We start from the raw sequence: 13,352 nt of genomic DNA, 5'->3' as shown, positions 1-13,352 counted from the left end.
AGATAACTTTACAGTAAGTTATTTTTGATATGTTTAAACATGTAGAAGTACCATTCAAAAAACAAAAAAATGAGAGAGTTTTATAAGCAGTTATTAGAAAACAACAAACAATGGGTTGAAAAATCATTAGCATTAGACCCAAATTATTTTGCAGATTTAGCCAAAGGTCAAACACCGCCTTTGTTATGGATTGGATGTTCTGACAGCCGTGTTCCTGCAAACGAAATTATTGGTGCTAAGCCAGGTGAAGTTTTTGTACACCGTAATATTGCTAATATGGTCGTGCACTCTGATATGAATATGTTGAGTGTTCTTGATTATGCAGTAAATGTTCTAAAAGTAAAACACGTTATTGTTTGCGGACATTATGGTTGTGGTGGTGTAAAAGCTGCAATGGGTAATATGTCTGTTGGGATTATCGACAACTGGATTCGTCACATTAAAGATGAATACCGTTTGCACGATAAATACCTAAATTCTATTGAAGATGAAACAGAGCGTTTTAATGCTTTTGTTGAAGTCAATGCAAAAGAACAAGTTTACAACTTAGCGAAAACTTCGATTGTACAAGGAGCTTGGAAAAACGGTCAGGATTTAATGCTTCACGGATGGGTTTACGGATTAAATTCTGGTTTTGTAACCGATTTAAATGTAAACATTGCTTCGAATGCTGAATTAGACGAAGTTTACCAACTAAGTAATCTATAAAAAATAAAAAATCGCCTCAAAAGGGCGATTTTTTTTATTCGTTTTCGTCAAGATTTTCATTAAAAGCCGATGGTAACATTGTTGGAATAAACTTTATTAAAATCGGTAATAATAAACTTCCGCCCGGAAGTAAAAATATTGTTAGTGACGGAATCGTTTTGCAAATATCCAAAAGTTGTTTTTTAACTTTTTTCTTTTCCTTAGCATCCAAATCTCTGGTTGTTGAATAAGCTAAGAGAATCATTAATTCTTTGCTTTGCACGATTTCCTTGACCAATCTGTTTTTGTTTCTTATAATCAGTTTTACAACGCTGTGCGTCATTTGATCATAAAAATGTTTTACCGGATTTGAGTAATTAAAATAGGGAATCTTCTTTTTATGAGTAGTAATAAAGTTGTTGGTTGTTTCAACGCTTTTGGCTACAAATTCATCTGAAACTTGCATCATCGATCCTAATGAATACAAAAAGTAGGCTTCTTCATTTTCTACAACGCCATCACTCCATAAAGCCATTCCGGCCATATCAATTAAATAATATTGCTCAAGTTTATTATTGAAATAATCTAATTGTAAAGTTTCTAAAGTGTCAACCGTAACTTTTGAAAACTTAGAATATCGTATTGAAGCTTCAAAAAGTTTGATTAGTAAATCATCATGTTGAGATTTTGCAGTTTTGGTTTTTAATGCCAAAGCTACAATACCAAGAACTGTTTCTTCAATACGTTTCAGGTATTTATCAGGAATTGATCCGTGTTCCAGATATTGTCTGAAAGCCAAAACATCAATAAACAAAAGCGCATTGGTTACTAAATGCGAAAAGTTTTTACTGATAATACTGTCATTCGTCTGAACGCGCTGATCTATTATGTTCTCTAAAGATAGGGAAGGAGTGTCTTTTGGAAGTAAAATTTTGAAAATACTAAATCCCTCAGGATTCATTTCTTTATAAAATTTTAAAACCTCTGTAATAAAATTATTAGGTTCAGAACTTCTTTTTTCAATACAAAAAACACCGTACAAAGTATTTAATAAGGCGACTTTTGAAATCTCGGTTTTAAACCAGCCTTTTATTTCAATTGGAATTTGAGAATCTATAGAAATGATGTGGCCATAAATAAAACCGGTTTCTCTGACTTTATAGTAGAACGAATCTGTAGTCTCAAAAGGAATAGCTTCTGAAAACTTTTGTTCACTAAAAAACTTGTCTATCCAACCTGGAGCTGATGGGTTAATCATTAACTTTAATTTATAGCTGCAAAGCTATATCTTTTTCTTGTTTTGGGGTTAATTTTAAATGAAATAACCACTACATTTTGTGAAAATATAGTGGTTATCGTGTTTTTTATTTGATGATTCCTGCACAAGCAACTCTACCGCCGGCATTTCCAGTTGGTTGTGTTGTAAAATCGTCAGTTCCCTGATGTACGATTAAACCTTTTCCTAAGACATCTTTGGTTGCATCTCCACAACCAATACACCATTCGTCAGTAGTTAAAGTTATAGTTCCGTTTCCTTTTGCATCAGCAGTAAAGTTTCCGATATCTCCTTTATGATATTCAGCTGAACCCCATTTTCCGTGTTTTTTGAAAGTTGGATTCCAGTGTCCACCAGCAGAACTTCCGTCAGCAGCAGTACAATCTGATTTTTCGTGAATGTGAATTGCATGAACTCCCGGTTGTAAACCAGCTACTTTTGCAGTAAAAGTTACTTTTCCGTTTTTCTCTGTAAAAGTTGCAGTTCCGCTAACAGTACTATTACTTTTTGGCTCTAATGCTACAGTTAAAGTTTTGGCATCAGCCGATTTTGTATTGGTTTTACAGCCAATGACTAAGGCAGTAATTATTGCGAAAGAAACAATTATTTTTTTCATATACGAGGCTTTTTGAATTAAAGATTAAGTAAATTTAACATAAAATTCCGACTTTGATTGAAGCTTAGAGTTAAATAAATCTAAAAGTATAAGCCATAATTTAATTACACTTTAAGCCGAAAACCCAAAATTATTATGTAAATTCGTATGGCTTCGAATTTAAAAGCTTGAGAATTAGTGTTTATTGTTTTTTAATTTAATCTGTAGAATTATGATAAAAAATGTTTTAACCTTAGTTTTTTTAGGAGTTATTTTAATGTCTTGCAATGCTTCTAAAACTCAAAAAGAAGATTCGGTTTCTAAACTTGAAGGAACCTGGGAATTAAATTATATCAGCGGACCAAGAATAGCTTTTGATGGTTTATACCCGAATAAGAAGCCAACAATTAATTTTGATGTCAAAGGAAATCGAGTTTCAGGAAATAGCAGTTGTAATAATTTTAATGGAAAACTAAGCGTAACCGGAAACAAAATCGATTTTACACAACCTATGGCAATGACCAAAATGATGTGTATGGACGGACAAGGTGAACAGGTTTTTATGAGTACACTGCAAAAAATCACTTCGTATGATGTTACAGATAATGGTAAAACATTAAATTTTATCTCTGGAGATATTGCAATGATGCGATTTACCAAAAAATAGAATCAGGCTTTTCTAAACTTTATTAAATAAATGTTTCATGAAAACTAAAATAACAGTATTGATGTTGTTTTGCTTTTTTAATATAACTGTTTTTGCTCAGGAAAAGACAAAGAAAGAATTAAAAGCAGAAAGGGAATTACAAAAACAAAAAGCAATTGAAGATCTTATTAATTCTAAGAATTTTGTTTTTGAAGCGCAAAAAGCACAGCCTTTAGGTTCAAGACTGATAAACTTAGATTACAATACTTATTTTTTGAATTTTAATACAACAAAAACAACTTGCGATTTACCATTTTTTGGTCGTGCCTATTATGTGCCTTATGGCGGAGATGGCGGAATGAAGTTTGAAGGCGTACCGGAGAATATTCAGATTGAAAAAAAGAAAAAGAGTTACAACATCAATGCGACCGTAAAAGGTAAGGATGATGTTTATAGTTTGTATTTTTCTGTTTTTCCTGATGGAGGAGCAACGCTTTCTATTAATAGTAATAATAAAGTTGCGATTTCTTACCAAGGAGTTGTTTCAGCTCCTAAAAAAGACGAAAGCAAGAAATAGAATACCTAATCATTGTGTCCCGAATTTCTATTGTTTATGCCGAAAAAGACTCTTTTTATTTTGCCGCAGAAACATCATTTCATGACGATGTTTTTATTCATTACGATAACAGCTTTTAGTCAGGATTTAGAACCCAGAGTTTATGCAAATGTTGCCAAAAACCTGAACGTAATTGCTGTTGGTTATGTTTTTATGGATGGAAATGTATTAACAGATCCTGCATTACCTATAAAGGATTTCACGATTCAGAGTCATAATGTGGCTGCAAATTATATTAGAACTTTTGGGTTGTATAATAAATTAGCGCGTATACAGGTTTCGCTTCCATATTCTTTTATGGACGGATCGTTAACAAGTACAAACGGAGATGTTTTAACGGGTTCAAGAACTGGTTTTGCTGATATGAAAGTGCGATTTGGAATCAATTTATTGGGTTCGCCCGCGCTCGATAAATCCGAGTTTAGAAACTTTGAACAAAAAACAATTCTGGGAGTTAGTTTGGTTACATCAATTCCAACCGGAAAATACTACGATGATAAACAAGTAAATATAGGTACAAACCGTTGGGGATTTAAACCTGAAATTGGAGTTTCAAAACGTTTTGCGCATCTCTACGCCGAAGCTTATGGTGGGATTTGGTTTTATACCAATAATAACGATTATCTAAAAAGTAAAAAGTTAGAACAAAAAGCAACATATAGTCTGCAAGCTCACGCAAGTTATTACTTCAAAAATAATATGTGGATTGGTTTTAATACCAATTGGTTTTTTGGCGGAAAGACCGTAATAGATGGAGTTTCAGACGATAGCCAAATTGATAATTGGCGAGTAGGAGGAACCTTTTCTACGCCAGTTGGAAAAGGACAATCAGTTAAATTTCAATATCACGTAGGAGCGTATACTAATAACGGATTAAATTATTATGCGTTATCAGTTGCCTATCAATACTCGTTTTTTTAATCGTAAGAATATTTTTATATAGTATTTTTTAATAGCTTAAAAATCAGTATATTTGAAAATAGATACCCATTTATAAACAAATTAAAATTTATAAGTATGAAAAAATTAAGTCTTATTCTTATTGTGGCAATTGCATCGTTCTCTTCTTATGCTCAATCATCATTTAAAGAGGATATTGATGTTCTTCAAAGTGTTTATGGTAAATCAAAAAGTGATCTTGTAAAACAATACATGAATTTGTCAGATGCACAATCTGCTGCTTTTACAAAAGTGTATGATAATTATGAAACTGAACGTAAAGCACTTGGGCAAACGAAATTTCAGCTTATTAATGATTATGCCGCAAATTATGCAACCTTAACAGATGAAAAAGCAGATGAATTGGCAAAAGGAACTTTGAAAAATCATTTAGGGTATGAAAAATTATATTCTAAAACTTACGGACAGTCAAAGAAAGCTATTGGAGCCATAAATGCTGCAAAATTTATCCAATTAGAAGTATATCTTCAAACGATAATCAGAGCCGAAATTCTGGAGTCAATTCCTTTTATTGGAGAATTAGACAAATCAAAAGTTCAATTAAATTAATTATTTTTTAATATACAAAAAGCCGTTATTGATTCAATAACGGCTTTTTTTTATATTCTGGAAAATAGATTTATTTAGAAGTTTTAACTTCGTAAATGGCATTTACCATTCCGTCGCGCGGAGAATCGAGAGGAAGTTCCCAAAACATGATTCCACCTAATTTTTTAGCTTTTACATATTCTGTTTTAGCTTTTATAGAAGTTAAATCGTCTCCCGTAGCAAATGTTTTTTCTTTTTCATTGTACCAATATGGCGCTTTAGCTTTATCATCCCAAAAATATTTCCAGCCATTTGCCTCCGTATAAGTAGTTGCAAAGTTTTTAAAATCAACACCAGGAATATGTTCTCCAGCTTGGTATAAACCATTGTTTACGTTTTCTACATTTTTCCATGTTCTGGTATAAAAAGCGCCTCCAATAATTAATTTTTCAGCAGGAATTCCTTGGTTTAATAAATAAGTAACCGCTCTGTCTGTTGATTCCTCCTTTGGATTTGTACTGTATAAAGGCGTGTGATGTCCGGTAACTTTAGAATATCCGTTTACCAAATCATAGCTCATAATGTTGATACGATTTACAAGTGGCGCAACAGTTTTCCAATCGATAGATTCGTCTAAATATTTTTGAAAACCACCGGCAGCAAAACTCAATTCGTATTTTTTGCCTAATGTCGAACGTAAAATTTTGATTAATTCTGTGAAGTTTGGTTTATCCGCAGCTTGATATAAATGCCCAGGAAGTCCTTCGATTGCAGGATATTCCCAATCAAGATCTAAACCATCTACTTTGAAATAATTGCTAACTTCTTTTACTGATTTAGCAAAAGTTAATCTTCCTTCAGCAGTAGAAAAAGCGGCAGAACAAGGTTCACAACCTCCCCAGCCACCAAGTGAAAGAATAATTTTAAGTTGTGGATTTTTTGCTTTTAGAGAAACTAAATATTTAATAGTTGTAGAATCTTTAGGAGAATCAACACTTAATTTACCTTCTTTTAAATGGCAGAAACTAAAAATAATTTGATTGAGTTTGTTTACCTCGTATTCATTAATTAGTTTGTCATCGCCAGTATAGTAAGCAATAATGTCCATCTTTTTGTTTTTTTGAGCAAATGTATTTGTGGTACAAAAGCACAAAACAAATAAGACAATTAGGTTAATTTGTTTCATTTTATGTTTTTTTGAGTTTTTAGAATGTTAAATATAAAGTAATACATTTAATATTTAACTATTCTGACAAGATCAGAAAGTCAATTTTAACAAAATATTGCAAATTGTTGCGAAATTATTGCGAATCGTTGTTTCACATTTAAACAAAAAAATAGACAAAAAATAAACCAACTTACTTACATTTTCTTATATTACTTACATGGTGATAAATTGGTTTGTGTAGACGCACTGCTGTGCGCCTCTACAATGGTATGATGAAAAAAAATAAACCCGCACTGTTTCGGATTAGTGCGGGTTTAAACAAATTAAAAGCTAAAAACTATTTTTATATTAGAAGCAGTATTCGTTTTCTGCAACTAATTTAGATGTAATAACCTCTCTTAAGGCTACAACATTTGGATTGTTTGTATATTTTGTGAAACGTTTAAGTCCCATTAACATCATACGTTGTTCGTCTCCTTCAGCAAAAGAAATAATTCCTTCTTTACCTCTTGAGTTAACAATATCTACAGCTTTATACAAGTATAATTTTGCCATAGCGATTTGCTCTTGTACTTTAGCTTCACCTTGATTTTTAGCTAATTTTTCAGTTCTAAGAATAGTACTTTCAGCCATGTAAATCTCGATTAAGATATCAGAAGCAGCCATTAATAACTGTTGGTGAGAATCTAAATCTGGTCCGTATTTTTGAACAGCGCTACCAGCAACCATCAAGAAAACTTTCTTAAGGTTAGCGATAATTCCTTTTTCTTCAGCAAATAATTCAGAGAAATCAGGAGTATCAAAAGATGGAATTCCCATTAATTCTTCCTGAACTTTCATAGCTGGTCCAAGTAATTCAACGTGACCTTTCATTGCTTTTTTGATCAACATACCTACAGAAAGCATTCTGTTGATTTCGTTTGTTCCTTCGTAGATTCTAGCGATACGAGCATCTCTCCAGGCACTTTCCATTGGAGTGTCTTCAGAGAATCCCATTCCACCAAAAATCTGAATTCCTTCGTCAGCACAAGATTGTACGTCTTCAGAAACTGCAACTTTAAGAATAGAACATTCGATAGCATATTCTTCAACACCTTTCAATTCAGCTTCTTGGTGAGAAGTTCCTTCAGCTTCACGAGCAGCGATTCTGTCTTCGATATCTTTTGCAGCACGGTAAGAAGCACTTTCTCCAGCGTATGCATTAGTTGCCATTTCAGCTAGTTTAGAACGGATCGCTCCAAAAGATGAAATTGCAGTGTTAAATTGGATTCTTTCGTTAGCATATTTAACTGCATTTGTAGTAACTCTACGTTGCGCATCTAAACAAGCTGCTGCCAATTTAATACGACCAACGTTCAAAGCGTTCATTGCAATTTTGAAACCGTTTCCTCTTTCAGACAACATGTTTTCAACAGGAACTTTAGTATCGTTGAAGAAAACCTGACGAGTAGAAGAAGCACGGATTCCTAATTTATGCTCTTCTTCATTCATAGAAATTCCGTTTGACGGATCATTTTCTACGATGAAACCAGTAATATTTTTGTCATCTCCAATACGAGCAAAAACGATGAAAACGCTACAGAAACCTGCATTCGAAATCCACATTTTTTGTCCTGTAATAGAGTAATGTGTTCCATCTTCAGATAAAACAGCTTTAGTTTTTCCTGAGTTAGCATCAGATCCTGCACCTGGTTCAGTTAAGCAATAAGCTCCAAACCATTCTCCAGAAGCCAATTTAGGAACATATTTTTTCTTTTGTTCTTCAGTACCATAAAGCGTAATTGGCATAGTTCCAATACCTGTATGAGCACCAAAAGCAGTTGAGAACGATCCTGTAGCACCAGAAATGTAATCACAAACTAGCATTGTAGATACGAATCCCATTCCTAATCCGCCGTATTCCTCAGGAACCGCAACTCCTAGAAGTCCAAGTTCACCAGCTTTACGCATAGATGATTCAGTATAAGCATAATCTTTTTTCTCAAAACGATCTTTGTGTGCCCATAATTCTTTGTCAACGAACTCTTTTACAGAGTCACGCATCATTAACTGCTCTTCCGAAAAATCTTCTGGTGTAAAGATATCTTCGCACTTTGTTTCCTTAACTAAAAACTGACCACCACGGGTTACGTTTTTTTCGATTGTATCTGCCATTGCTTTTGTTTTTTGTATGTTTTTAAATTAAGATGCAAGAGTCAAGAAGAAAGATTGTTGTCTAACTTGTTGATGAAACCTGTGGTCATCCTTTGAAATTCAATTATTTTGTTTTCTATTTCTTCTGTTTTTGTCTTAGATAGGTAATCATTTTGAAAAGCTATCAATAATTGGGTTTGCAATTCAAATGACGAACCTAAACTAATATTCAAATAATGCTGAAAATGTTTAGCACCTCTATTTGAGCCTTCAGCTATGTTAGAGGGCATCGAAACAGAACATCTGTTCATTTGACTTGTCAAGCTATAGATTTCGAATTTTGGAAAAGTTGAGGTTAGTTTATAAATATCATTTGTAATATTCATTGCTAAAATCCAAATTTTCAAATTCTTAAAATTATGTCTCATGTTTTTTAGGCAAGATAAGAAAGAAATACTAAAGTAGTCTTTTTACTACTTTTTTAAATCTTGTTTTCAGAACCTATTTATTCCAAAATTAAGTCTTGCTTCTTGCTTCTTTCCTCTTAAAAACAGTCTACAATACCTCGTAAATCCCAGCACTTCCTTGCCCAGTTCCCACACACATAGAAACGATTCCGTATTTATTACCTCTGCGTTTCATTTCGTCGAATAACTGAACAGAAAGTTTAGCACCAGTACAACCCAGAGGGTGTCCTAGAGCGATCGCTCCACCGTTTACGTTTACGATTTCTGGATTTATATTTAATTCGCGAGTTACTGCTAAAGCTTGTGAAGCAAAAGCCTCGTTTAATTCAATTAACTCGATATCATTTAATGTTAATCCAGCTTGTTTCAAAGCTTTCGGAATTGCTTTTACAGGACCAATACCCATGATTCTTGGCTCAACACCAGAAGAAGCAAAGTTTACAAGTCTTGCAATTGGCTCAAGGTTTAATTCTTTTACCATATCCTCACTCATGATTAAAACAAAAGCAGCACCATCACTCATTTGAGAAGAGTTTCCGGCAGTTACGCTTCCGTCAGCAGCAAAAACAGGTCTTAAACCAGCTAAAGCAGCAACAGAAGTTCCGGCTCTTGGACCTTCGTCTTGTTTTACAACATAAGATTTAGTTTCTTTTTTACCATTTTCATTAATGAAAGTCTGCTCAACAGTAATCGGAACGATTTGTTTGTCAAATTTTCCTTCAGCTTGAGCTTTCAAGGCTTTCATATGAGAGTTGTAAGCAAACTCATCCTGATCTTCTCTTGAAATTTTATATTGATTAGCAACCGCTTCCGCAGTTAAACCCATTCCCCAATAGTAATCTTCGTGACCTGCAGCAGCAACTTTATAATCCGGAGTTGGTTTGTAACCTCCCATCGGAATAAAACTCATACTTTCAGCTCCACCAGCGATGATACAATCTGCCATTCCTGATTGGATTTTTGCAGTTGCCATTCCGATAGTTTCTAATCCAGATGCGCAATAACGGTTAACTGTTACACCAGGAACATCTTCTACTTTTAATCCCATAAGAGAGATCAAACGTCCAACGTTAAGTCCTTGTTCAGCTTCCGGCATGGCATTTCCTACCATAACGTCATCGATACGTTTTTTGTCAAAATCAGGCAATTCATCCATCATAAACTGAATGGTTTCTGCAGCTAATTCATCAGGTCTTTTAAATCTAAAAACCCCTTTTGGTGCTTTTCCTACCGCAGTACGGTAAGCTTTTACTATATATGCTGTTTTCATTTGTTTCGTTTTTTAAGAGTATAGAAGATAGAGTATAGAAAATAGACTTTGAAGTCTTAAAATCTATATTCTATTCTCTTTGTTCTATTTTCTAATTTCTAAGTGGTTTTCCTTTAGTTAACATATACTGAATTCTCTCTAAAGTCTTACGTTCAGTACATAAACTCAAGAAAGCTTCACGTTCGATATCTAATAAATATTGTTCAGATACTAAAGTTGCTTCAGATAAATCACCACCAGCCATCACATAAGCAAGTTTGTTAGCGATTTTCTTGTCGTGCTCAGAAATGTATTTTCCAGCTTCCATTTGATCCGTTCCAACTAAGAACATTCCAAGAGCTTGTTTTCCTAATACTTTCACATCAGTTCTTCTGATCGGTTGTGTATAACCAGCTTCAGCCATTAACAAAGCATGTTTTTTAGCTTCAGCGATCTGACGATCTTTGTTTACCACAATAACATCTTTACCATGTTGAAGAAGTCCTGTATCAAAAGCTTCATAACCAGAAGTAGAAACTTTTGCCATTGCGATTGTTAAGAAATACTCCTGAAGAACGTTTAATTCCACATCATTTTTGCGGAATAAATCTGAAGCTCTCAAAGCCATTTCTTTAGATCCACCACCACCAGGAAGTACACCAACACCAAATTCAACTAATCCCATATAAGTTTCAGCAGCAGCAACCACTTTATCAGCGTGTAAGCTCATTTCGCATCCACCACCAAAAGTCATTCCGTGAGGCGCTACAACAACTGGAATAGAAGAATAACGAACGCGCATCATCGTGTCCTGAAACAATTTGATTGCCATGTTCAACTCGTCATATTCCTGCTCAACTGCCATCATGAAAATCATTCCGATATTAGCACCAACAGAGAAATTCGCTGCTTGATTACCAATAACTAAACCTTGATATTCTTTTTCAGATAAGTCGATTGCTTTATTGATAGCCTGAAGTACATCGCCACCAATTGTATTCATTTTAGATTGGAATTCTAAGTTTAAGATTCCATCTCCTAAATCCTGAATGATTGCACCACTATTACTCCAAACTTTTTTGCTTTCGCGAATGTTGTTTAGGATAATGAATGAATCTTGTCCAGGAACTTTAGTTTGTGATTTTGTTGGAATGTTATAGAAATAAGTTGCTCCTTCTTTTACAGAGTAGAAACTTTCGCTTCCAGAAGCCAACATTTCAGTAACCCACGCAGCTGGTTCAAGACCTTCTGCTTTCATGATTTCGATTCCGTTTGCAACACCAATTGCATCCCAGATTTCGAATGGACCATTTTCCCATCCAAAACCAGCTTTCATCGCATCATCAATTTTGAATAGTTCGTCTGAGATTTCAGGAATTCTGTTTGACACATAAGCAAACATTCCGGCGAAACTCTTACGGTAAAATTCTCCCGCTTTATCTTTTCCTTTTACAAGAACTTTAAAACGGTTGATTGGTTTATCAATAGTTTTTGTCAGTTCAAGCGTAGCAAAATTTGCTTTTTTAGCAGCGCGGTATTCTAATGTATCTAAGTCTAAAGAAAGAATATCTTTATCTACTTTTTTATAAAAACCTTGACCTGTTTTGCTTCCTAACCAATTATTCTCCATCATTTTTGTGATGAAATCAGGAAGTTTAAACAATTCGTGTTGTTCGTCATTTGGGCAGTTTTCATAAATACCATTGGCAACGTGTACCAAAGTATCTAAACCAACAACGTCAACAGTACGGAAAGTAGCCGATTTTGGACGACCAATAACCGGACCAGTCAATTTATCAACTTCTTCAATCGTTAATCCCATTTCTTTAACTAAATGGAATAAACTTTGGATTCCGTAAATACCAATTCTGTTTCCAATAAACGCCGGAGTATCTTTAGCAACAACCGAAGTTTTTCCTAAGAATTTAGATCCGTATTCGTTTAAGAAATCCAATACTTCAGTAGAAGTTTTTGGACCAGGAATAATTTCAAATAACTTTAAGTAACGCGCAGGGTTAAAAAAGTGAGTTCCGCAGAAGTGTTGTTGAAAATCTTCGCTTCTTCCTTCGCTCATAAAATGAATTGGAATACCAGAAGTGTTTGAAGTAACCAAAGTTCCCGGTTTACGGAATTTCTCGATTTGCTCAAAAACTAATTTTTTGATATCCAAACGTTCTACAACAACCTCGATAATCCAATCAACATTGGCAATTTTTGCCATATCATCAGTAGTATTTCCAGTCGTAATTCTGTTAGCAAATTTTTGACTGTAAATAGGAGACGGTTTCGATTTTAATGAATTCGCTAAGTGCTCGTTTACTACACGGTTGCGAACAACTTTACTTTCAAGCGTTAATCCTTTTTTAGCTTCAGCTTCTGTCAACTCGCGTGGTACGATGTCAAGTAATAAAACTTCAACACCAATATTGGCAAAATGACAAGCTATTCCTGAACCCATAATTCCGGATCCAATTACAGCAACTTTTTTAATTGTGCGTTTCATAAGTCGTTAATATTTGTTTTTGTTTGAATTTGAGGTTTCCTTATTAAATAAGGTTATTCATTTTCCAGTTTTTCTGTTTGATTAAATATGTTTTTATCCTGAATAAGTTCATTTATGATTTCTGAGACTTCGATAAAATGTTTCAGCTTTTCGTCAGAAACATGTTTTCTAACACTCTCATTAAATTTCAAAACCGTATTTTTAGATAATTCTCTTTTTTCTTTTCCAAAATCCGTCAGGTAGATCAAAACACCACGGCCGTCACTTGGATTTTTTTTACGAACAATCAAACCCTTATCCTCCATTGATTTCAATGTTCTCGTAAGGCTTGTGGCTTCCATACCCATTCTTGGCCCTAAAGCGGTCGATGGAGTTCCGTCTTCTTTATCTATACTCAAAAGCGCAAATCCCGTCGCCATTGTAGCATCGTATTTTGCAGCCTCCTCATTATACATTCTTGATACGGCTTGCCATGTAGCTCTCAAAATATAATCTATTGTTTTGTCTTTCATAAGTAACTATAT

The 13,352-nt window shown here is 34.1% G+C and carries 13 protein-coding genes; 5 read left to right on the top strand and 8 right to left on the bottom strand.

What is annotated here, in order from left to right; genetic code table 11:
• Positions 1-69: 69 nt before the first annotated feature.
• Positions 70-708 (top strand): carbonate dehydratase, encoded by a 639-nt coding sequence (gene can, locus CLU81_RS05395; protein ID WP_099708889.1) that lies wholly within the window; start codon positions 70-72, stop codon positions 706-708.
• A 34-nt stretch (positions 709-742) separates the two neighbouring features.
• On the opposite strand, the gene CLU81_RS05390 is transcribed toward can, so the two are convergent.
• Both CLU81_RS05390 and CLU81_RS05385 read right to left on the bottom strand, forming a co-directional pair.
• Positions 743-1,945, bottom strand: coding sequence for an LETM1-related biofilm-associated protein (locus CLU81_RS05390; protein ID WP_099708888.1), 1,203 nt, complete (start codon positions 1,943-1,945; stop codon positions 743-745).
• Between the two features lie 106 nt (positions 1,946-2,051).
• On the bottom strand, positions 2,052-2,579 hold the full coding sequence (locus tag CLU81_RS05385) for a superoxide dismutase family protein (protein ID WP_089354302.1): 528 nt from the start codon (positions 2,577-2,579) through the stop codon (positions 2,052-2,054).
• A gap of 211 nt (positions 2,580-2,790) precedes the next feature.
• On the opposite strand from CLU81_RS05385, the gene CLU81_RS05380 reads away from it, so the two are divergent.
• The 4 genes from CLU81_RS05380 to CLU81_RS05365 all read left to right on the top strand — a co-directional run bounded on the left by CLU81_RS05380 (position 2,791) and on the right by CLU81_RS05365 (position 5,329).
• Positions 2,791-3,225 carry an META domain-containing protein gene (locus tag CLU81_RS05380; RefSeq protein ID WP_099708887.1) on the top strand — a complete coding sequence of 145 codons (435 nt, stop codon included), beginning with the start codon at positions 2,791-2,793 and terminating at the stop codon, positions 3,223-3,225.
• Between the two features lie 37 nt (positions 3,226-3,262).
• A complete protein-coding gene (locus tag CLU81_RS05375; RefSeq protein ID WP_099708886.1) occupies positions 3,263-3,781 on the top strand; it encodes a DUF4251 domain-containing protein in 519 nt (172 codons plus the stop codon).
• A 36-nt stretch (positions 3,782-3,817) separates the two neighbouring features.
• Positions 3,818-4,741 (top strand): transporter, encoded by a 924-nt coding sequence (locus tag CLU81_RS05370; RefSeq protein WP_233209663.1) that lies wholly within the window; start codon positions 3,818-3,820, stop codon positions 4,739-4,741.
• Between the two features lie 96 nt (positions 4,742-4,837).
• Entirely contained in the window at positions 4,838-5,329 is a 492-nt protein-coding gene (locus tag CLU81_RS05365) for a hypothetical protein (protein WP_099708884.1), read from the top strand.
• A gap of 70 nt (positions 5,330-5,399) precedes the next feature.
• Here the strand turns inward: CLU81_RS05365 and CLU81_RS05360 are convergent, their stop codons facing one another.
• From CLU81_RS05360 to CLU81_RS05335, 6 genes are all read right to left on the bottom strand, one after another.
• Complete coding sequence (locus CLU81_RS05360) at positions 5,400-6,494, bottom strand: glycoside hydrolase family 18 protein (protein ID WP_099708883.1); 1,095 nt, start codon at positions 6,492-6,494, stop codon at positions 5,400-5,402.
• Between the two features lie 330 nt (positions 6,495-6,824).
• On the bottom strand, positions 6,825-8,630 hold the full coding sequence (locus CLU81_RS05355) for an acyl-CoA dehydrogenase family protein (protein WP_083693002.1): 1,806 nt from the start codon (positions 8,628-8,630) through the stop codon (positions 6,825-6,827).
• 41 nt (positions 8,631-8,671) lie between these two features.
• Positions 8,672-9,037, bottom strand: coding sequence for a four helix bundle protein (locus CLU81_RS05350; protein ID WP_099708882.1), 366 nt, complete (start codon positions 9,035-9,037; stop codon positions 8,672-8,674).
• Positions 9,038-9,164: 127 nt separating this feature from the next.
• Entirely contained in the window at positions 9,165-10,346 is a 1,182-nt protein-coding gene (locus CLU81_RS05345; RefSeq protein ID WP_055096034.1) for an acetyl-CoA C-acyltransferase, read from the bottom strand.
• A 91-nt stretch (positions 10,347-10,437) separates the two neighbouring features.
• Positions 10,438-12,828 (bottom strand): 3-hydroxyacyl-CoA dehydrogenase/enoyl-CoA hydratase family protein, encoded by a 2,391-nt coding sequence (locus CLU81_RS05340; protein ID WP_099708881.1) that lies wholly within the window; start codon positions 12,826-12,828, stop codon positions 10,438-10,440.
• A gap of 53 nt (positions 12,829-12,881) precedes the next feature.
• Entirely contained in the window at positions 12,882-13,340 is a 459-nt protein-coding gene (locus tag CLU81_RS05335; RefSeq protein ID WP_099708880.1) for a MarR family winged helix-turn-helix transcriptional regulator, read from the bottom strand.
• Between the last annotated feature and the right edge of the window lie 12 nt (positions 13,341-13,352).

Origin of the sequence: Flavobacterium sp. 9, from assembly GCF_002754195.1 — a bacterium.
In the GTDB taxonomy this organism is placed as follows: Bacteria; Bacteroidota; Bacteroidia; order Flavobacteriales; family Flavobacteriaceae; genus Flavobacterium.
This window is presented reverse-complemented; position numbering and strand designations above follow the sequence as displayed.